We start from the raw sequence: 20,060 nt of genomic DNA, 5'->3' as shown, positions 1-20,060 counted from the left end.
TTCTGCTCCGCAGTTTAGCGGTTTGATGTGCGTGTCGTTGCTTGAACGAATGTCTTCTATTGAGGTAGATGAATTTGGAAGGTAGTGCCTTGATCTACTACGCTGTCTACTTCTATATGCCCGCCTGCCTGGTGTACCAGTCGGTTTACTAGGTATAGCCCGATGCCGGAACCAGGTACCTCCGGATGAAATCGCCGGAACAGCTGAAACAGCTCGCTCCCATATCGCTCCATATTGATACCACGACCGTTGTCCTGGATGCGGAGGATAAAGGTATTGCCCTCTTGGTGGGTGGTTAGCTTTATGTGTAGTGGCCGATGGGGCTCGGCGTACTTCAGGGCGTTGCTCAATAAGTTATATAGGATGCTGTGCAGGCTGGCCCGTGCAATGCGCAGGGTAGGAGCTGCAGCAAAAAGCAGCTCAATGTGAGGCTCCGGCTGGGGTGAATGGGGCTGCAAGCTACTGATGATTTCCTCCGTGAAGGGCTGCAACTCAATAAGCTCTGCTGGCACCTGCTCCAGCTGCCGCTGAATCTGTACTAGCTCCGTCAGGCTCTCAATGGTGCTCAAGATTTCCTGTAGGGCCTTCTCAAACATGCATACCATGCCGGGCGCGTCCGGATCATGGAAAGTGGTGGTGCGCTTGAGTTCTGCAAACAGGCCCGTCATGTTGTGGATGGGCTGTTTTAGGTCGTGCGAGGCGGTGTACACGAAATTGTCCAGGTCAGAGTTAATCCGAACTAATTTCTCGTTCTGCAGAATTAGTTGGGCGTTGGCGCGAGCCAGCTCCTCGCGCTGATCCTCAGCCTGGGTTTTGGCTCGTAGCAGTTCCTGCTCGTATTTGCGCCGCTCGGTGATATCAAACAGGGTTACGCGAATCAGCAGAGGCTCCGAGTTGCTGTCGCGAATCAGGGTGGCGTTCATCAGAACCGGAAGGGTAGTGCCATCCTTGCGGCGAAGCAGGTAGCTCAGTTCCCGAACCTGATCCTGCAGCAGCAGCAGCGGAGAGCAGTGCGTTTCGTAGTGCAGGCGTCCGCCAACGGTTAGGAGCTGCTGCAGGCAGTGCCGGGCTATTAACTCTTGGCGCGCATAGCCTAGCCATGTAAGCAGGGTCTGGTTTAATTTTACTAGGGTGCCATCGGGCAGGCAAGTGCAATACCCGCACGGCGCATGCTCGTAAAGGTCATCCAGGTTTTCTTGCGTGAGGCGCAGGTCCAACTCCGGCAGCAGTTCATCTTCCGGCACACTCATGATACTGGTAGCGGGGCGGAAGCCAGAAATTGCTGAATAGCGGCAATGGTAGCCTGCGGCGCACTCAGGTGCGGGCAGTGGCCTGAGGTATTGAGGATTACTAGCTGGCTGTGCGGTAGCTGCTGTTGCAAATAGGTTCCGACTGCTACGGGGGCTAGCGCATCATGAGCACATTGCAGAATAAGGCAAGGCGTAGAAACCAGGGGCAGGTCAGTTCGGTTATCGGCTAGAAACGTGACGCGGGCAAAGTGACGGGCAATAGAGGGCTCAGTGCGGCAGAAGCTTTGGTGCAGTTCCTCCGTTAGCTCCGGCTTATCAGGGTTGCCCATGATTACCGGCGTAATAGCGCCCGACCAACCCAGATAATTGCTGTCCATGGCCTCGAGTAGCTCCTCAATATCGGTCTTCTCAAAACCACCAGTATAGCCAATATCATTAATGAAGCGCGGAGACGGCGCTACCAGCACGAGCTTGGCAAACCGGGCTGGCTCCCGGATGGCAGCCAACACGCCCGTCATGGCGCTAACCGAATGCCCTACGAATATTACCTGCTCCAAGCCAAGCGCCTGAATTACCTCCAGAATATCGTCGGCATGAGCCGAAAGGGAGCTGTAGCGGTCGGGGTCATAGGCAGCCAAATCAGAGTTGCCCGCGCCTACCAAATCAAAAAGCACTACCCGGTACTCAGCCTCAAAGGCTGGCGCTACCAGCCTCCACATGCGCTGGTCGCAGCCGAAACCGTGGGCAAACATGATGGCCTGTTCCCCTGACCCGGAAACTGTGACGTTGTTGCGCTTTAAAACATCCATATGCGGGAAATCAGGAACTGAAGACACTCTATTCTGCCTAGCTACCGCCGACCATCCAGTCTCATACTTTACTGTACGAGTGGTAGGTAGGAGGATGTTGCCGCACGACGGAGCTACCAGAAGGTTTGCCGGAAAAAGCTACCTAGTAGGGCAGTACTTAAGCTGAGCCGTTGTTAGCCTCTTGTCTGAAATACGCCGAGAAAGTAGAGCCGCGCCCTAGCTCACTCATCACCTCAATCCGCCCACCGGCATTTTCCATAATCTTCTTCACCATGTAGAGGCCAATGCCCGTGCCTTCCACGTGGTCGTGAAAGCGTTGAAACATGGTGAAGAGCTTGGTAGTATTGGTCAGATTCAGGCCTAGGCCATTGTCGTGCACGTCCAGCACCGTGTACCCATCCACCACGCGGTGTTGCAGCCGCACATGCGCCGACCTGTCGGGTGAGCGGTACTTGAGAGCATTGCTGAGCAGGTTATACACCACGCTGCGCAGGTTTTTCTCTGAAAAAGGGATGGCCGGGCACGCCGGTAGCTCTATCTCCATCTGGGCTTCTGAGGTTACAATCAGGGGTTGTAAATCCAGCAGTATTTCGTGCACGATGGCGGCCACATCCAGCTGCGCAATGGGCTGGTCGTTTTCTTTTTGGAGCTTAGTGACTTCCGTTAGGTGTTCAATGGTGCGCTTAAACCGATCCACGGAATCCTGCATATGATGCAGAATAGGCTGTACCTGCTCGTGCTGCGAAGTACTAGCGGGCAGCTCTGAGAGAAGCGCATGCAGCAGGCCTTCAATGTTGTTGATGGGCGCCTTTAGGTCGTGCGAGGCTGAATAAATAAAGTTGTCTAGGTCGATGTTGACGCGCGTGAGCCGTTCATTGTTTTCCTGCAGCTGGCGCTGGGCGTGGTCGATACGCTCCTGAGCCAGCTTGTGCTCATGAATATCGGTGCAGGTGCCAATCCACTGCATAATTTCGCCCTCAGAGCTGCGCGAGGGGAGGGCTCGGCCCAGCATCCAGCGGAACGCGCCCGTTTTGTTCCAGAACCGAAACTCAGTTTCGAAGGGCTGGCCAGTGCGCAACGACTCCTGCCAGCGGGCCTGGGCAGCCGGTAAATCGGCCGCATGCATGTATTTGTTCCACTGTAAAGTAGATAGCGCATCGGGCTGCTGGCCGCTAAAATCAAACCAGCGCTGATTCAGATACGTCGTATGGCCAGCTGGGTCAGCGGTCCAGGCAATTTGTGGAATGCCTTCCAGCATACGATTCGCCTCAGCAATGGCCCGTTCTGCCAGTTGCCTAGCCTCTTCTTGCTCCTGAAGCTCCTGGTTTTTACGCGTCAGCAGCACATTCTGCTCGGCTACCTGCGCCCGAATAACCTTGATTTCTTCCTGGGCCGAAAGGCTCGTGGCAATGACAGCCAGCACGGGCGTTTCGTTAAACGTGAGCACGTTCATGGAAACTGAAAGCGGCAGCTGGGAGCCATCGGCAACGCGGAGGGCCAGCTCGCCTTTGCACTTGCCCGTCCAGCCCTTAGCTACCAGCATGTCCCAGTACGTGTGCGACTCAACTGGAATAAAGCGGGCAAAGGACTCTCCGATAACTTCTTCCAGGGCCTTACCCATCCAAGTGGCCAGGCAGGCATTGCAGTACAAAATGGTTGCGTCTTCGCTTAGCAGCATTGCGCCTTCATTCATCTGTTCAATGAGGGTGCGGTAGCCTTGGTCAGCGCTCTGTAGCGTGTAAATCTGGGGGCCATCGGTGCCTTGTACGGCCAGCGCATCCACGGCTCCAGTCCGGATGGCGGTAATTAGTTCTTCCGCTTCCTGCAGGCGGTAGCGTAGCTCTTCATTTTCAAGAGCCAGGTTCTCATGCGTTTGAGCGGAGTGGTCAGGCATGGCCGCTAAGCTATATTAGGAGGCAGAGGAGGCAAGGCCTAGGGCTACTAGCACCCGGCTGCGTTCCGATAAATCGCCGATGAGGCGGCGTACCGGCAGCGGGAACTTCTTGATTAGCGTGGGGGCCGCAATAATCTGCTCCTGCATGGCCAGGGTGGGCTGCTGGTAGATGTCAACAATGTGCAGCTCGTAGCGCCCCTGCAGGTGCTGCTCACATATTTCCTTGATGTTGCGTACCGCTCGGGTGGAGTTGGGGGTTGCGCCCGTGATAAACAAGTGCAGTACAAACTCAGCTGTCGGTGGCGAAGGCGTTTCGTGCGCTATCATGCCTAGCGCAACTCTTTGCTTTCCAACGGACGTATATCCAGCCCTACCAATACACGCTCTTGGTTAGATAAGTCGCCGATGATTTTGCGGATCGGGACTGGTACTTTGCGCACTAGGGTCGGGATGGCCAGAATCTGGTCGCCTTCGGCTAGCTGCGGATGAAGCAGCAAATCAATTACTTCCAGCTGGTAGCGTCCCTTCAGGTACTGCTCGCAGTACTTTTTCAGGTTGGCCAGCGCCGAAACGGATTTAGTCGTTTGGCCAGCTACATACAAGCGTAGCTCCCAGGTTTCGTGGTCCTGGGAAGGGTCCAGGGCAGTGGTTTCAGTCCTCATACCGTCTTGCATAAAAGGTTAGTCGGCCGTGGGTGAGGGCTGCTCCAGTTCGCTGTTCCTAGCAATCTGGTTGCGGGTATTGGTGAATTGTTGCTGGCGGAGCTGCTCTTCTGCATTAATCTGCCGCAGCTCTTCTTCCACCGACTCAAAATTGGTGCGCAAATTGGCAATGGTGGCTTCCAGTACGCGGCGTTTGCGTTCCAGCTCCCGGTCCTTGCGCTCAGCATCCTGTTGGGCCGCCAGCAGTTGCGCCTCTTGCATCATTTGTTGGGTGTGGCGGCTTGCCCCGGTCACGATGCCACTAGGTCCGATTACCACATCAAGTAACTGGATGCCATTTTCGGTAACGATGAACTCGCGCACTTGGTTGGAGTGGCTCATGCCGCGCGACTTCAGGATGCTAAGGCCCCGGTTCCGCTCGCCTACCCCTTCCAGGTCGCGGACGGTTATCCAGGTATCCACCAACGACGAAACGCCTTCTTCCGTCATTTCCTGCTGTAGGTTGCGCCCACTGATTAGGGAGGTGAATACGGCCGTGATGTTGTGGAGCTTCAGGAAATCAATCAGGCGCGTGAGCATACTGCGCACTTCGGCAATGTTGCCCACCGTAATTAGGTTGCTGATGGGGTCGATGACGACGGCATCCGGCTTGAACTCGCCGATGAGCTTGTGCAGCGTTACCAGATGGCGCTCCAGGCCGTTGAGCGTGGGCCGGGAAGCTTCAATGTGCAGCTTGCCCTGCGCTATCCAGGGGGCCAGATCAATGCCCACGGAACGCATGTTGCGCACCAACTGCTGCGGCGACTCCTCGAAGGCGAAAAACAGGCAGCGGCCGCCTTCTTTACAAACTTGGTTGGCAAAGCCAGAGGCCAGCGTAGTTTTAGCGGTGCCGGCCGTGCCCGTTATCAGGATGCTGCTGCCCTCATACAACCCACGGCGACCAAACATGTCGTCGAGGGCAGGTATGCCCGTAGAAACAATCTTGTCTGAAACCTCATGCGACAGCTTTAAGGAGGTAACAGGTATTACCGAAAACCCATCTTCCGTGATGATGTACGGGTACTCGTTGGTGCCGTGCGTGCTACCGCGGTATTTCACAATGCGCAGGCGCCGGGTGGTAATCTGGTCGATAACGCGGTTATCAAGCAGAATTACGCAGTCGGAAACGTACTCTTCCAGGCCTTGGCGCGTGAGGGAGCCGTCGCCACGCTCCGCCGTTATCACCGTTGTAACGCCTTTATCCTTCAGCCAGCGAAACAGCCGCCGGATTTCGGAGCGCAGTACTCCCTGGTTAGGAAAGCCCGAAAACAACGCCTCAATGGTATCAAGCACCACGCGCTTGGCCCCGATGGAGTCAATGGCGTAGCCCAGGCGAATAAACAGACCATCGAGGTCGTATTCGCCGGTTTCCTCAATCTCAGACCGGTCGACGTGCACGTGGTCGAGTCTGAGTTTGCCCTGGGCCTGCAAGCCCGGCAAATCGAAGCCCAGGGAGGTCACGTTGGCTGCCAGCTCATCGGCGGTTTCCTCGAAGGTCATCAGCACGCCGGGTTCGTTGTAGTCCTGAATGCCGCGCACCAGAAACTCAATACCCAGCAGCGTTTTGCCACAACCTGCGCTGCCGCACACCAGCGTTGGGCGGCCTTTCGGGAAGCCACCTTCCGTAATTTCATCCAGGCCTTCAACACCCGTGGGGGCCTTGGGTAGTGCGGAAGGGGTAGGGGCAAAAGAAGTGACGGGTGCTTGCATGCAGAAACAGATTTGAACTAAAGGTACGTGCTTTCTGCAGGAATGGTCTGAGCCCAGCCGCCGGGCAGGAGCATCCAAGCCCTGCACTGCCTGCCCCAGCCTACTACGCCAACCCCCAGACGCTGAGGCAGAAGCTGAACAGTAAGCATTGCGGCTGACAGCGAATGAACTTGGCAACAGATTGAGTAACTGAGCCTCTGCGCGGGTAGCTGAACAGGAAGTGAGGCCGGGTTCTTGAAAGGTTACTAGCCTGGTGACTGCCGTAAAGCTGCCAAGCCATGGGCGCCGCGCAAAACTCACCCAGCAACTAATAAACCCAAAATGGGAAACCGAGTAGCAGATTGACATCTTCTTGGTGCCTTCACGATGGGAATACTACAGGCGCTGCCACTAATAGGAGCATTGGCAGGCAGCAAGCGGTTTGCGGAATAATTTTTGGGGTGGTTGCCGGCTGCGCTACCCCTTTCCAATAGCCCAACTGCCATAACTGCTGTAGTCCTGTTGCGGGCTACTATCCTTCTTGCCGGGTCAAAGCCGATTCGGAAGTTGCGTAGCAAGCTCAACTAGTACGATCTTTATAGTCAGGATGCGTGTACTTCCTTCTTTACATGCGCATCCGCAGCTGCTTTTCTTTGGCTTATGGATTCCACTTTTCCTTCTTCCGACGCTTTGCCTGACTCGCTGGCCGCTGCGCACGCTGAAATATTGGCTTTGCGCACTGCTTTGGCAGAGCAACGGATGCTAGCCCGCATTCCGGAGCAGAACCCGAATCCAATTTATCGGCTGGGCCCCGCTCGGAAACGCCTGTATGCTAACCCCGCGGCGGAGTTATTGGCCAGTGAGCTGTCGGAAGAAGAGCTGGAGGCTGGACGAGACTTGTGCTTTGGCTGGGCCATGAATGGGCTGGTTTCAGGCCAGGAAAGCAAGTATGAGCTGCAGGTTGGCAGCCGCTACTTTTCGGCATGTGTGGTGCCTTTTCCGGAGGAGCAGTATGTGAATCTGTACTTGGTAGAAATAACGGAGCGGGTGATGGCCCAGCAGCGGCAAGCGGCCCAGCAGGCGTTTGTGCAGCAGGTGCTCGATGCGCTGCCCATCTTGGTGTATGTGCGGGATGAACAAGGGACTTACGTTTTCCGTAACCGGGCCACTATTCAGCTAAGCAATCGCCTGCTCAACGAAACGCCTTCCCCCGAAACGGCTGCCATTCAGGCCGCGCAGCTAGCCTCCTACGATGCTACTGACGCGCAGGTGCTGGCTACCGGCAAGGAAGTCTACGTGGAAGAACCCCTGATGCTGCCGGACGGAGAGCCCCGGTGGTTGCAGACGATTAAGCAGCCTCTGGCCTGGGATGGCGGCGAAACCCACGTGTTGGGCGTGAGCACCGATATTACGGAGCTGAAGCAGGCCACCGAAAACGCCACGGTAGCGGCCCGGGCCCGGGAAAACTTCCTGGCCAATATGAGCCACGAAATCCGGACGCCGCTGAACGGAGTACTGGGTATGGCCAACCAGCTCAACAAAACCAACTTAAGCGAGCGGCAGCGCGAATTACTAGGCATCATTCGGTCTTCAGGCCAGCACCTGCTGGGCGTGATTAACGATGTGCTGGACATGGCCAAGATTTCCTCGGGCAAGCTGGAGCTGGCCCGGGAAGCCTTTAACCTTTGCGACTCCATCAGCCAGGCTCTGCAGCCGCTAGCTCTGCAGGCCCAGGAAAAGGGCATTGAGTTCGTGGGCACGCCGCTGCGTAACTCCTGCCCATACCCGTGGGTAGTAGGAGACCCGCACCGCCTCAATCAGATTCTGCTGAACTTGGTGAGCAATGCCGTGAAGTTTACGCCTGCCAACGGCCACATTTCCGTGGGGGGCTACCTGCTAGCTGAAACTGCCTCTACGCTTACCGTGGAGTTCCGCGTGACGGATACGGGCGTAGGTATTGCTCCGGACAAGGTGACGCGCATTTTCGAGAACTTCACGCAGGCTTACGCAGATACCGCCCGGCACTTTGGCGGAACCGGTTTGGGCTTGTCCATCAGTCGGGCGCTGGTAGAGCAAATGGGCGGCAAGCTTACTGTTAGCAGCACCCTGGGGCAAGGCAGTACTTTCGCCTTCCAGCTGACGCTACCCCGCACCGTGGAGCTAACCCCGCTTGAGCAGGAACCTGCCTACGACACCGGCGCCCTGCGCGGCCGCCGTATTTTGCTGGTAGAAGACAACGAGATAAACCGCGTAGTGGCGCGCATGCTGCTGGAAGAGTGGGGAATAGAGCTGGATGAGGCGCCCGATGGTACGGCCGGACTAGCCTGCTTCGAGAGTCAAACCTACGACGCCGTGCTGATGGACATCCAGATGCCCGGCATGAGCGGCATGGCCGTAACAACGGCCATCCGCCACCATCCTGACCCGCGTCGCGCGTCAGTCCCCATTCTGGCCCTCACGGCCAACGCATTTCAGGCTGATACGGAGCGTTACCTGGCCTGCGGAATGAACGACTGCGTAGCCAAGCCTTTCCAGGAGCAGGATCTGTATGCCAAGCTGCTGAATGTGCTGGCCCCGGCGCCATATGATCTGACCTCCCTGCACAACCTTTCGCATGGCAAAAGCACTTTTGTGTACAGCATCATCCGGTCCTTTCTGACGAACATGCCCGCGTCGTTGGAGCTGTTGCGCGCGGCAACCCGCAGCGAGAACTGGCCCGAAGTGGCTCGCCTGGTGCACCACATCAAGCCCAGCCTGCTGGCCTTGGGCATAGCGCCGGCGGCACCACTGCTGGTGCAGCTGGAGCAGCTCACGCGCCAACACCCCGATGAGCAGGAAGCCGCCCAAGTCAAGGGTGCTTCTATGGCCCTTCGGCTGGTAATAGAGCGGGTGTTGCGGGCCCTGCCCGCAGAGTTAGCAGCCTCTGAAGCCTCCTGAGGTGGCTGCTTGCTAGGCCTGGCACTCCCGGCAAGTGCCGGCCAGCAGGTAGTTGCGCGTAGCGGCCTCAAAACCCGCTGGAAGTACTACTGCGGGAATGGCAATCTGGTTTAGGCAGTAAATGTGCTGGCAGTTGGTGCACTTAAAGTGCACATGGTTATCAAAGTGGGCGTGCACATTGCATTCCACGGAGCAGGAAGCGTAACGCACCGTGTCGCTGGTATCGATAACGCGGTGAATCAGCCCGCTTTCTTCAAAGGTTTTAAGCGTGCGGTAAAGGGTAATCCGGTCGGTGTCGCCGCCTAGTTGCTGCTCTATTTCATGGCCGGAAAGCGCAAAAGCAGACTCAAGTAGCACTTGCAGCACCGCGCGCCGCATGGGCGTCTGGCGGAGGCCATGTCTGGAGAGGGTCTGGGAAATACGCTCAGTGCTTGTCATAATGCCCGCAAAGATACTAGGTCGAAACTGACGCCAAACTCACCAGATGGTCAGATCCGCACATCCGGAAGGGGCAGAAGCCAGACTAATAGACCAAGTCCTTGCAGGGAAAAAGTAAAAAGGCCCTAGCCGATCAGCCAGGGCCCTGTTGCAACAGGTTGCTCTTACCGGCAGACACACACCTGTAACAGCCGGTCGGCTAAAATTACGCAAAACATTTAAGCGACTCTATATAGTCCCTTGCACTCAAAAGTAAAGGCCTGACGTTTTTCTGCGTTCTGTAGCAAGTAACGCCTAGCCAATGCTTGCCTTACAGCTGTTTGCTAGCCCCTTACGGGAGCCCAACCTGCTTAAGTCCGAATTATGACCAGGACTAGCTGTATTGGTGGTGGGTTTCCCGATGCTGTATAGAGAAACTGATATATAATGTAATATTTTTTATCTTTTTTTGTAACATTTCCATCCGGCACGAGTACCAGCCTATATGCATTAGGGCAAGGTGTGGTTGTTTCGGTAAATGCTTCTCTAAAAGGAAGTTCAACCCCTTGATATGTAGCGTTATATACGCCAATGGCCTGTTTGTATACCCGATTGTCGTATGATTGATTGTATTACTTTTATAATTTTTGAATAATAAAATCATAATTATTATTGTTTAAAGTATAAAAATTGCTTTCTTTGTGCACCTGAGCTTTCTCTTACCTGTAAACCACCTGTGCTGTCACGTTTTACGTTTGTTACCAACTGCTCTCTATGGAACGTTATAGACACTACGCTGATGCATCGAGCATTATTCTGCCGCTGGTAGATGTAATGCTTATCTTCGGAGCTTTCCGGGTAGCGGGTTTTCTGGTGCAGGGTACCTGGTTTTTTGGTGGGTACTACCCGTTCTTTTACGCCATTTTCGCGTTGCTTTGGTGGATTTTGTCTGGGCGCTTCGCCAACATTTTCCGTACGGATAAGCTGATCACGTACCCCGAGAAGCTCATGTACCTGATGCGCACTTTTCTGCTGCATGCTGGGGTAGTGCTTATCGGAGTGGTAGCGCTAAAAATGTACTGGCTGCCTTCTGATTACCTGTTTTCCGTCTATAGCCTCTCAGTAGCAGGCGTGGTAAGTGGCCGTTTCCTGATTACGTTCTTTTACCGGGCCTACCACCGCCATGTGGCCCGCCCCAGCAGCCGCTTCGTGATTGTGGGCGCCGGCGCCAGCGGACAGGAACTCTACCGTTTCCTGGAGTCGCATGACCCGATTGCCAACCAATTCATGGGCTTCTTTACTGATAACCTCACCTCAGTGCCCGAAGGCTTGCACTCCCTGGTTCGGGGCCGACTCTCAGAACTGAAAAACTACTGCCTGCGCGCGCAAGTCGATGAAATCTACTTCGCCATGCCGCTCGACCGCCGCCAGCTTATTGAAGACCTGTCACGCTTTGCGGACGACCATTTCCTTTCCTTCCGTATCGTCCCCGACTTCCGGGGAACTGTCCGTAAAGACGTGAGTGTGTATTTCTACGACCATATGCCCATCCTTACCATCCGGCACGAGCCGCTTGGTATTCGCACCAACCTGCTGCTGAAACGCCTGTTCGACATTGCCTTCTCGCTACTGGTTATTGTGGGGGTTTTCCCGATTGTGCTCACCGTTCTTGCCATCCTGATCAAGCTAGATTCGCCGGGCCCGGTGTTCTTTAAGCAGATGCGTCCTGGTAAGCGGAATCAGCTATTCCCGTGCTACAAGCTGCGCACCATGCGCTCTGACCACGGCCGCACTGAGCTGCAAGCCACCAAAGGCGATGCGCGGATTACGCGCGTGGGCCAGTACCTGCGCAAATACAACCTCGATGAGCTGCCCCAGTTCTTTAACGTGTTGATGGGCCACATGTCGGTGGTAGGGCCGCGCCCCAACATGATTTCGCAGCTGGAAGAGTACAGCAAGCACATCCGGACCTACCAGATGCGCCACGCCGTAACGCCCGGAATCACGGGTTACGCCCAGGTAAATGGCTACCGTGGCGAAACCCGCGAAGCCGGCACCATGGAAAAGCGCGTGGAGTACGACCTGAAGTATGTAGAAAACTGGTCGTTTGGGCTGGATATGAAGATCATTGGCCAGACCGTCTGGAACATGGTGAAAGGGGAGAAGAACGCCTACTAGGCTTCACCTGAGTACCAAGCGTTTGGGAGCTGCAAGCAGGGGTGTAGAACGCTGTGCTGGCTCTCCCGAGTTCTGACTTTCCTTCTCTTACCGTCCGAAGCACCGTTTATGCTACCAAAGCTACCCGTCCTGGATTCTTGGATTTCAACTGGCACGCCCACTGATTTTGTAACCTCCATTCTGAAGCTGGGCGCCATGCGGGTGTCGGCGTACGTGTGCTTTGCCAATGTGCACATGGTAGTGGAAGCCCAGCGCGACCCTGAATTTCAGCAGATTCTGGCTAACGCGGCCATCGTCGCGCCAGATGGCAGCCCCGTAGCGGCGGCGGTTGGCTGGTTTAACGCGGAAGGCAAGGCCCAACCCCGGGTTGCCGGCATGGATCTGCTACCTGCCCTGTTAGAAGCCGCCGCCGAAAGCGGTCAGTCGGTGTACTTTTATGGTACTACCAACGAGGTGCTGAACGCCATGGTGGCCCGGGCCCGCCGTGAGTTGCCCACGCTGCGCATTGCAGGCGTTCACTCGCCCCCATTCCGCCCCCTTACCCCCGAAGAGGATGCGGCGGAGGTAGCCGCCATCAACGCCGCCGACCCCGACCTGCTGTTTGTAGCTTTGGGCTGTCCGCGGCAGGAACGCTGGATGGCCACGCATCAAGGTCAGGTTAGGGCCTGCATGCTGGGCGTGGGGCAGGCCTTTCCGGTATATGCCGGCCTAGAGCAGCGCCTGCCGGTGTGGGCCCGCCGCTTGTGGCTGGAGTGGGCGTACCGCTTGTGGCTGGAACCAAGGCGCTTGTGGCGCCGCTACCTAGTAACCAATACCCGGTTTGTGTATATGCTCTCCCGGCGGGCACTGGCGCTGCTAGCCGGCCGCCCAGCAACCCGCGCTACCGTCTGAAACGGAGGCAACTGCCTAACGCAACGCTAGGACTATTCTGTGAGGCTGATTAGGAGGCTCAAAAGTGGCTTTGTAAGGATAATTATGACTAATTTTTTAACAGTATTAAATAAAAGTTAAAAAATTTATTGACAAGGTTATAATTTATAGTATATTTCAGCAACTGTAGATCAGTAGATAAATCTAGAAATAGTACACTGAGTACTTCTCGTCGGCTCCTCTTTCACTACCTCCCTATTTATCTGTAACCCTATGAAAGCAGTGATTTTCGCGGGCGGCTATGGCACCCGCATTAGCGAAGAGAGCGGTGTACGCCCCAAGCCTATGGTGGAGGTTGGCGGCAAGCCAATTTTGTGGCATATCATGAAAATTTATGCTCACCACGGCATTCACGACTTTGTGATTTGCTGCGGCTATAAGGGCCACATGATTAAGCAGTATTTCTCTGACTATTTTCTGCATAACTCCGACGTGACGTTCCGCATGGACCGCAACGAGATGCAGATTCACCGTAACCACGCCGAGCCCTGGACTGTGACGCTGGTGGATACCGGTCAGGAAACCATGACCGGTGGCCGCTTGCGCCGCGTCCGCGAGTACCTCGATAATGAAACCTTCTGCCTAACCTACGGGGATGGGGTAGGGGACGTGAATATCAAAGAGTCTATCCGCTACCACCGCGAGCAGGGCGCGTTGGCCACACTTACGGCAGTGCGCCAGCCTGGTCGTTTTGGGGTGTTTAACCTCCAGCATGGGAGCAGCATGGTTTCCAGCTTCACTGAAAAGCCCGAAGGCGGCGAAACGCCCTGGATTAATGGCGGATTCTTTGTGCTGGAGCCAGCCGTGTTCGATTACATTGACGGCGACGATACCGTGTGGGAAAAAGCGCCGCTTGAGCGCTTGGCCGCCGCCGGTAACCTAGCGGCTTACCGTCACGCCGGATTCTGGCAGCCGATGGATACGCTGCGCGATAAAAACATCTTGGAAGAGATGTGGCAGCAAGGCAAAGCCAGCTGGAAAGTGTGGGATGATACGGCCAAAGCAAAAGTCGCGGACCCCGTACTGGCTGACATTCTGAATACGCCGGTAAAGGCACCCCTTGATCAACTGGTGGCGGCTCCAACCATCATGCCGGCCGATTAATTTCCTCTCCTACGCAGGTAAAAAGTGCTTGCGCTAGCCTGGCTACGGGCCAGAAGCTGGCCCGTGGCTGAACCCTTATGCCCGCTTTTCGCTAGTCTGAGTACTGCTTTTTTCAAAACTAACCTCCCTTTATGCACCGCATTCTTATCACCGGAAACATGGGTTATGTGGGGCCAGGCGTGGTGCGCCACCTGCGGCAGCAATTTCCACAGGCCGAGCTTATTGGCTATGATATGGGGTATTTTGCCCACTGCCTGACCGGGGCCCAGCGTCTGCCGGAGTCGCGCTTGGATCGGCAAATTTTCGGTGATGTCCGCTTCTTGCCGCACGGGCTTTTGGAGGAGGTAGATGCCGTCGTGAGCCTAGCTGCCATCAGCAACGACCCCATGGGGCAGACTTACGAGGAGGTTACGCTGGATGTAAACTACCGGGCCACTATTGAGCTGGCGCGGCAGGCCAAGGCAGCGGGCGTACGTAGCTTCGTATTTGCTTCTTCTTGCAGCATGTATGGAGCTGGGGGTGAAGGGGCCAAAACCGAGGCCTCGGACCTGAACCCCCTAACGGCCTACGCCCGCTCCAAAGTATTTAGCGAGCAGGACCTGCGCCCCTTAGCTGACGATGCCTTCACGGTTACCTGCCTGCGCTTTGCCACGGCCTGCGGCTGGAGCGACCGGCTACGGCTTGACTTAGTGGTGAACGACTTTGTGGCTGGTGCCGTAGCGGCCGGCGAAATCAGTATTCTCAGTGATGGTACGCCCTGGCGGCCGCTCATTCATGTAGAGGATATGGCGCGTGCTATTGAGTGGGCCATTGGGCGCACGCCCGAGGTTGGTGGCAATTTCCTGGCTATCAACACCGGCTCTGATCAGTGGAATTACCAAGTGAAGGAGCTGGCCTATGCGGTGGCTGAAGCGTTGCCCGGAACCCAGGTAAGCCTCAATGCCGCCGCGCCGCCTGATAAACGCTCGTATCGGGTTGACTTTAGCCTATACCGGGAGCTAGCGCCCGCGCACCAGCCCCGTCGCACCCTCACCGATGCCATTGCCGAGCTGCGCGACGGACTGCTTCGCATGAACTTCCGCGACTCCGCTTTCCGCTCTTCTGAGCTCATGCGCCTCAAAGTTCTCACGGGCTTCCGCGCCTCAAGCGAGCTGACGGACAGCCTAGCCTGGGCGACAGCCGCCATTTCGCACCCAATTCTGCAGCCGGTTCCCGCCCTAATCTGATTTCGTCTCGCCAGAGCCTACCAACCGCCCCCGCTACTATCCTGCCTTTCATCCCGACCTCCTACATCAACCAGCACTACCTATGATTTTCACTGAATCCGAGCTGCCGGGCGCTTTCATTATTGATGTAGACCGGATGGCGGATGATCGGGGGTTTTTTGCACGCTCCTGGTGCGAAGATGAGTTTGCCGCACACGGTATCCTGATGCCGCCGGTGCAGGCCAATGTGTCCGCGAATCCGCGCCGGGGTACACTGCGCGGCATGCACCTGCAATTGCCTCCTTATGAGGAAACCAAGCTGGTGCGCTGCACCCGCGGCGCTATTTATGATGTAATTGTGGATTTGCGAGAAGAGTCGCCAACATATGGGCAGTGGCTGGGCGTTGAGCTCACCGCTGATTCGTTTCGGATGCTGTTTGTGCCCGGGCGCTTTGCGCACGGCTTCATTACCCTGCAGGATAATTCTGATGTCAGCTACCAGGTGTCGGCCAAATACGCCCCTGGGTACGAGCGGGGCATCCGCTGGAACGATCCGGCCATTGGTATTCGCTGGCCCCTGGCGCCCACCATTATTTCAGAAAAAGACCAGAACCTGCCAGATTTCGATTTAAAAATTCCGGCCGCAGTAGAGTCAACGCCATAGCCTGCCGGTGCCCACCTGAAGTTACTAGGGGCAGCAGGCCGGCCAACCTCAGGTAAGTGCAGTTTGATACCTAGTCAGCCCTTTCCCAACTCCCTCCCCTCGTTATGCTCTAGAAGTATGCTCATCATAGATACGGCGCTTCAAAAGCGTCAGCGCGAAGGCCGCCCCATTCGGGTGGCAATGGTTGGTGCCGGCTTTATGGCCCGTGGTATAGCGCGGCAAATCTGCCGGTATGTGCCGGGCATGGAGCTAGTGGCGATTGCCAACCGCACGTTGGGAAAAGCGCGCGCAGCCTATACCGAGGCCGGCGCGATGGATGTGGTGGAAGTAAACTCAGAGGTTGAGCTGGAAGCCTGCATTGCGCAGGGCCGCCCCGCCATTACCGATAACCCATTGCTGCTCAGCCGGGCCGCCGGTATTGAAGCCATTATTGAGGTGACGGGTGCCGTGGAATACGGCGCGTACGTAGTGCTGGAGGCCATTCAACACGGTAAGCACGTGGTGGTGCTAGGCGCCGAGCTCGATGGCACGGTAGGTCCTATTCTGAAGGTATATGCTGATCAGGCCGGGGTAATATACACTGTGTCGGACGGCGACCAGCCGGGCGTAACCCTGAACTTGGCGCGCTTCGTGAAAGGCCTGGGCATCACGCCGGTGCTTTGCGGCAACATCAAAAGCCTCCACGACCCGTACCGCAACCCCACTACCCAGGAAGGTTTTGCCAAGCAGTGGGGCCAGAACCCGAGCATGGTTACCAGCTTTGCCGATGGTAGTAAAATCAGCTTTGAGCAGGCCGTAATTGCCAATGCGCTGGGCATGCAAGTGGCCCGCCGTGGTATGCTCCGGCCCACCGTAGCGCCAGGTACATCCATAACCAAAGCCGCAGACTGGTATCCGCATGAGCTGCTGCTCAATGGCGGGCCCGGCATTGTAGATTACGTGGTAGGAGCGGAGCCCGGACCCGGCGTATTTGTGCTAGGTACCATTGATGATCCAATCCAGCAGCACTACCTGAAGCTGTACAAGCTAGGCGACGGGCCACTGTATTGCTTTTATACGCCGTATCACCTGTGCCACTTCGAAACGCCCACCACAGTAGCCCGCGCTGTTCTGTTTCAGGATGCTGCTCTGGCTCCTGCCGGCTCCATGTGCGTGGAGGTGGTCGCGGCCGCTAAAATACCGCTGCAGGCCGGGCAGGTGCTGGATGGCATCGGGCACTATCACACCTACGGCCTGGCCGAAAATGCCGCTGTTACCCGCCGCGAAAACTTACTGCCCATTGGGGTAGCCGAGGGGTGCATCCTGCGCCACAATATTGCCCAGGACCAAGTGCTTACCTATGATGATGTACTACTTCCGGAAGGCCGCCTAATTGATAGGTTGCGCCGCGAGCAGGAAGCCTATTTCCATCACCCGGCCAGCCAAGTAGAGCAAGTGGCCAGATCCCAGCCCGTTGTGTAACCAGGTTTTACTGTTTTTCTATGTATCGCTAATTCTTACTCCGTCATGAACTCACATCTCCCTGCTAACCATCATCCGGCTGTTCCGGCTCCTCATGTGCCGTTTACCTTGCTGGAGCAACCGCCTGAGCCCCTGGTGCCGCCAGCTAGCCCGTGCCGGTTTTGTGGTACTCCGCTCGATGTTACGCTGGTTAACTTGGGTACTTCGCCCTTGTGCCAGCACCATGTACGCCCCCATGAGTTCAACCTGGCGGAGCCTTTCTATCCGTTGCACGCACGTGTTTGCCGGGAGTGCTTTCTGGTGCAGCTGGATACGTTTGTAACCTCGGCAGAAATTTTCCAGAACGAGTACGCGTACTTCTCCTCCTATTCGGCTTCTTGGCTGCGCCATGCCAAGCGCTATACCGAAATGGCTACGGAGCGCTTCGAGTTAAACAAGGAAAGCCTAGTAGTGGAAATTGCCTCCAATGATGGCTACCTACTGCAGTATTTTCTGGAGAAAGATATTCCGGTACTCGGGATTGAGCCAGCCGGCAACATTGCCAGTTACGCCCAAGCCAAAGGCATCAACACGTTGGTCAGGTTTTTTGGCAGCGAAACCGCTACCCACGTAGCCGAGCAGATAGGCAAAGCCGATTTGCTGCTGGGCAACAACGTGCTGGCTCACGTTCCGGATATTAACGACTTTGTGGCTGGAATGAAAATCCTGCTTAAGCAGGGTGGCGCCATCACCATGGAGTTTCCGCACCTGCTGCGCCTGATGGAAGGCAATGAGTTCGATACCATCTACCACGAGCACTTTAGCTACCTGTCGTTCTATACCGTGGAGCGCATTTTTGCGCATCATGGCCTTACCCTCTTCGATGTAGAAGAACTCTCGACGCATGGTGGCTCGCTGCGCATTTATGCCTGCCACACCCACGACGCGTCGCATCCGGTAACTAGCCACGTTACCGAGCTGCGGGAGCGGGAGTTGGCTATTGGGGTTACAGAGCTTTCGTATTACAGCGGCTTCGAGGAAAAGGTGAAGGAAACGAAGCGCAAGCTTCTCGAATTTCTGATTGAAGCCAAGCGCGAAGGGAAGTCCATAGTGGGCTACGGAGCGCCCGGCAAAGGCAACACCTTGCTTAATTACTGTGGTATCCGGACCGACTTTTTGGAGTACACGGTGGATATCAGCCCCCATAAACAAGGCAATTTCCTGCCGGGCACGCGCATTCCCATTTGCCACCCAGACCGGATACGCCAAACTCAGCCCGACTACCTGTTGATTTTGCCCTGGAACCTGAGGGAAGAAATCATGGAGCAGATGCAGGACATCCGGGAGTGGGGCGGCCGCTTTGTCGTGCCGATTCCAGAAGTGAAGGTGTACTGCTAGCGCCTAGCCCTTGCCGCCGCCTGAACCGGTACTACCGGGTTTGGGCGCTGGCAAGGGCTAGTGTTAGTTTATCAAGTCTACCAATTTCGTTACCCTTTCCATGGCTTCTGTTGTGCCGCCTGCCTCTGCTACTGTGGAGGAGCTAACCTCAGCTCCTGCAACGGCTATGTATGCCCTGCTGGAACGACTTTTTCCTATCTGCCGCAGCATTACTGGCAATGGGGTCCGGCAGACGCTGGCCGTGCTACAGGAGTACCTGCCTGATTTACAGATTCATGAAGTGCCGAGCGGCACGCCCGCCCTCGACTGGAAAGTGCCGGCTGAGTGGAACATCCGGGATGCTTGGGTGAAGAATGCGGCCGGCGAGCGGGTAATTGATTTCCGGCAGCACAACCTGCACGTGATGCAGTACAGCACCCCAGTTGCGGGCTGGTTTTCGCGCGCAGAGCTGGAGGAACACCTGTTTTCTTTGCCAGAGCAGCCCAGCCTTATTCCGTATCGAACCAGCTACTATCAGCCGAACTGGGGCTTTTGCCTTAGCCAGCACGCCCGCGACCAGTTGCAGGACGAGTACTACGAAGTGTGCATTGACAGCACCTTGGACGAGGCCGGCGCCTTAACCTATGCCGAGCTGGTGGTGCCCGGCACTACCTCTGAGGAAGTGCTGTTTTCGTGCCACTGCTGTCACCCGTCCCTCGCCAATGATAACCTGTCGGGGCTAGTGACGGCCGTGTTTTTGGCGCGGGAGCTGGCCCAACGGCCCCAGCGCTTTACGTACCGCTTTGTATTTGCGCCCGGCACCATTGGGGCCATTGTGTGGCTGAGCCAGCATGCTGAAAATCTGGCGGCCATCCGGCACGGCCTAGTGCTGGCGTTGCTTGGTGGCCCCGGCAACTTCACCTACAAACAAAGCCGCCGCGGCACCGCCGCCATCGACCGCACCGTGGCCCTAGCCCTCCGCAACTCCGCAACCCCCCATGCGGTGCGCCCCTGGCTGCCCTACGGCTACGATGAGCGGCAATACTGCTCCCCAGGGTTTAACCTGCCGGTGGGCTGCCTTTCCCGTACGCCCTTCGGGGAGTTTCCGGAGTACCATACCTCCGCCGATAACCTGGCGTTTGTGCGCCCCGAGCAGCTAGCCGAAAGCCTGCACCTGCTAGTTACCATCTGCGAAGCGCTGGAAAGCAACCGCACCTACCGCAACCTGAGCCCCTATGGCGAACCTCAACTGGGGCGCCGGGGACTGTACAAAGGCATCGGGGGCGGGCAGGAAGGCGCCGACTGGCAGATGGCCCTGCTGTGGGTGCTGAACCTGGCTGATGGCGAGCATAGCCTGCTAGATACAGCGGAGCAAGCCGGGCTACCGCTGCCGCTGCTGCATAAAGCTGCCACTGCCCTGGAAGCTGCCGGGCTGCTGCAACCCCTTTAACCTGCTACCTGGCCT

Annotated in this window: 16 protein-coding genes; 9 read left to right on the top strand and 7 right to left on the bottom strand. The window is 56.5% G+C overall.

Annotated elements, in window-relative coordinates:
- Window positions 1–56 precede the first annotated feature (56 nt).
- From ACYVHC_RS14955 to kaiC, 6 genes are all read right to left on the bottom strand, one after another.
- Window positions 57–1,250 carry a sensor histidine kinase gene (locus ACYVHC_RS14955; RefSeq protein WP_460614573.1) on the bottom strand — a complete coding sequence of 398 codons (1,194 nt, stop codon included), beginning with the start codon at window positions 1,248–1,250 and terminating at the stop codon, window positions 57–59.
- Window positions 1,247–2,059, bottom strand: coding sequence for an alpha/beta fold hydrolase (locus ACYVHC_RS14950; RefSeq protein WP_460614572.1), 813 nt, complete (start codon window positions 2,057–2,059; stop codon window positions 1,247–1,249). Before ACYVHC_RS14950 ends, ACYVHC_RS14955 begins: the two co-directional genes overlap by 4 nt.
- A gap of 157 nt (window positions 2,060–2,216) precedes the next feature.
- Window positions 2,217–3,953 carry an ATP-binding protein gene (locus ACYVHC_RS14945; RefSeq protein WP_460614571.1) on the bottom strand — a complete coding sequence of 579 codons (1,737 nt, stop codon included), beginning with the start codon at window positions 3,951–3,953 and terminating at the stop codon, window positions 2,217–2,219.
- A gap of 15 nt (window positions 3,954–3,968) precedes the next feature.
- The gene (locus ACYVHC_RS14940; RefSeq protein ID WP_460614569.1) at window positions 3,969–4,280 is read right to left on the bottom strand and encodes a thioredoxin domain-containing protein; all 312 of its coding nucleotides are present in this window, start codon (window positions 4,278–4,280) and stop codon (window positions 3,969–3,971) included.
- Between the two features lie 2 nt (window positions 4,281–4,282).
- Window positions 4,283–4,615, bottom strand: coding sequence for a circadian clock KaiB family protein (locus ACYVHC_RS14935; RefSeq protein ID WP_460614568.1), 333 nt, complete (start codon window positions 4,613–4,615; stop codon window positions 4,283–4,285).
- A gap of 18 nt (window positions 4,616–4,633) precedes the next feature.
- Window positions 4,634–6,364, bottom strand: a complete 1,731-nt coding sequence (gene kaiC, locus ACYVHC_RS14930; RefSeq protein ID WP_460614567.1) for a KaiC family protein — start codon at window positions 6,362–6,364, stop codon at window positions 4,634–4,636.
- A 639-nt stretch (window positions 6,365–7,003) separates the two neighbouring features.
- On the opposite strand from kaiC, the gene ACYVHC_RS14925 reads away from it, so the two are divergent.
- Window positions 7,004–9,280 (top strand): ATP-binding protein, encoded by a 2,277-nt coding sequence (locus ACYVHC_RS14925; protein WP_460614566.1) that lies wholly within the window; start codon window positions 7,004–7,006, stop codon window positions 9,278–9,280.
- Window positions 9,281–9,292: 12 nt separating this feature from the next.
- On the opposite strand, the gene ACYVHC_RS14920 is transcribed toward ACYVHC_RS14925, so the two are convergent.
- Complete coding sequence (locus ACYVHC_RS14920; protein ID WP_460614565.1) at window positions 9,293–9,718, bottom strand: Fur family transcriptional regulator; 426 nt, start codon at window positions 9,716–9,718, stop codon at window positions 9,293–9,295.
- 753 nt (window positions 9,719–10,471) lie between these two features.
- Between ACYVHC_RS14920 and ACYVHC_RS14915 the strand changes: the two genes are divergently transcribed.
- From ACYVHC_RS14915 to ACYVHC_RS14880, 8 genes are all read left to right on the top strand, one after another.
- Window positions 10,472–11,875, top strand: coding sequence for an exopolysaccharide biosynthesis polyprenyl glycosylphosphotransferase (locus ACYVHC_RS14915; protein ID WP_460614564.1), 1,404 nt, complete (start codon window positions 10,472–10,474; stop codon window positions 11,873–11,875).
- Window positions 11,876–11,983: 108 nt separating this feature from the next.
- Window positions 11,984–12,766 carry a WecB/TagA/CpsF family glycosyltransferase gene (locus ACYVHC_RS14910; protein ID WP_460614563.1) on the top strand — a complete coding sequence of 261 codons (783 nt, stop codon included), beginning with the start codon at window positions 11,984–11,986 and terminating at the stop codon, window positions 12,764–12,766.
- 252 nt (window positions 12,767–13,018) lie between these two features.
- Complete coding sequence (rfbF, locus tag ACYVHC_RS14905) at window positions 13,019–13,909, top strand: glucose-1-phosphate cytidylyltransferase (RefSeq protein ID WP_460614562.1); 891 nt, start codon at window positions 13,019–13,021, stop codon at window positions 13,907–13,909.
- A gap of 131 nt (window positions 13,910–14,040) precedes the next feature.
- Entirely contained in the window at window positions 14,041–15,135 is a 1,095-nt protein-coding gene (locus tag ACYVHC_RS14900) for an NAD-dependent epimerase/dehydratase family protein (protein ID WP_460614561.1), read from the top strand.
- 82 nt (window positions 15,136–15,217) lie between these two features.
- Window positions 15,218–15,778, top strand: a complete 561-nt coding sequence (gene rfbC / locus ACYVHC_RS14895) for a dTDP-4-dehydrorhamnose 3,5-epimerase family protein (RefSeq protein ID WP_460614560.1) — start codon at window positions 15,218–15,220, stop codon at window positions 15,776–15,778.
- Window positions 15,779–15,895: 117 nt separating this feature from the next.
- Window positions 15,896–17,239, top strand: a complete 1,344-nt coding sequence (locus tag ACYVHC_RS14890) for an NAD(P)H-dependent oxidoreductase (RefSeq protein ID WP_460614559.1) — start codon at window positions 15,896–15,898, stop codon at window positions 17,237–17,239.
- A gap of 45 nt (window positions 17,240–17,284) precedes the next feature.
- Entirely contained in the window at window positions 17,285–18,616 is a 1,332-nt protein-coding gene (locus tag ACYVHC_RS14885) for a methyltransferase domain-containing protein (protein WP_460614558.1), read from the top strand.
- A 100-nt stretch (window positions 18,617–18,716) separates the two neighbouring features.
- Window positions 18,717–20,045, top strand: a complete 1,329-nt coding sequence (locus ACYVHC_RS14880) for a DUF4910 domain-containing protein (protein ID WP_460614557.1) — start codon at window positions 18,717–18,719, stop codon at window positions 20,043–20,045.
- The last annotated feature ends 15 nt before the right edge of the window (window positions 20,046–20,060 follow it).

This window comes from Hymenobacter seoulensis, assembly GCF_054780535.1.
Note: the sequence above shows the minus strand (reverse complement) of the source record. Positions and strands in the feature narration are given on the sequence as shown.

Excerpts from the sequence above, each read along its gene's own strand:
- ACYVHC_RS14955 (WP_460614573.1), bottom strand. The coding sequence starts at position 1,250 with ATGAGTGTGCCGGAAGATGAACTGCTGCCGGAGTTGGACCTGCGCCTC.
- ACYVHC_RS14950 (WP_460614572.1), bottom strand. The coding sequence starts at position 2,059 with ATGGATGTTTTAAAGCGCAACAACGTCACAGTTTCCGGGTCAGGGGAA.
- ACYVHC_RS14945 (WP_460614571.1), bottom strand. The coding sequence starts at position 3,953 with ATGCCTGACCACTCCGCTCAAACGCATGAGAACCTGGCTCTTGAAAAT.
- ACYVHC_RS14940 (WP_460614569.1), bottom strand. The coding sequence starts at position 4,280 with ATGATAGCGCACGAAACGCCTTCGCCACCGACAGCTGAGTTTGTACTG.
- ACYVHC_RS14935 (WP_460614568.1), bottom strand. The coding sequence starts at position 4,615 with ATGAGGACTGAAACCACTGCCCTGGACCCTTCCCAGGACCACGAAACC.
- kaiC (WP_460614567.1), bottom strand. The coding sequence starts at position 6,364 with ATGCAAGCACCCGTCACTTCTTTTGCCCCTACCCCTTCCGCACTACCC.
- ACYVHC_RS14925 (WP_460614566.1), top strand. The coding sequence starts at position 7,004 with ATGGATTCCACTTTTCCTTCTTCCGACGCTTTGCCTGACTCGCTGGCC.
- ACYVHC_RS14920 (WP_460614565.1), bottom strand. The coding sequence starts at position 9,718 with ATGACAAGCACTGAGCGTATTTCCCAGACCCTCTCCAGACATGGCCTC.
- ACYVHC_RS14915 (WP_460614564.1), top strand. The coding sequence starts at position 10,472 with ATGGAACGTTATAGACACTACGCTGATGCATCGAGCATTATTCTGCCG.
- ACYVHC_RS14910 (WP_460614563.1), top strand. The coding sequence starts at position 11,984 with ATGCTACCAAAGCTACCCGTCCTGGATTCTTGGATTTCAACTGGCACG.
- rfbF (WP_460614562.1), top strand. The coding sequence starts at position 13,019 with ATGAAAGCAGTGATTTTCGCGGGCGGCTATGGCACCCGCATTAGCGAA.
- ACYVHC_RS14900 (WP_460614561.1), top strand. The coding sequence starts at position 14,041 with ATGCACCGCATTCTTATCACCGGAAACATGGGTTATGTGGGGCCAGGC.
- rfbC (WP_460614560.1), top strand. The coding sequence starts at position 15,218 with ATGATTTTCACTGAATCCGAGCTGCCGGGCGCTTTCATTATTGATGTA.
- ACYVHC_RS14890 (WP_460614559.1), top strand. The coding sequence starts at position 15,896 with ATGCTCATCATAGATACGGCGCTTCAAAAGCGTCAGCGCGAAGGCCGC.
- ACYVHC_RS14885 (WP_460614558.1), top strand. The coding sequence starts at position 17,285 with ATGAACTCACATCTCCCTGCTAACCATCATCCGGCTGTTCCGGCTCCT.
- ACYVHC_RS14880 (WP_460614557.1), top strand. The coding sequence starts at position 18,717 with ATGGCTTCTGTTGTGCCGCCTGCCTCTGCTACTGTGGAGGAGCTAACC.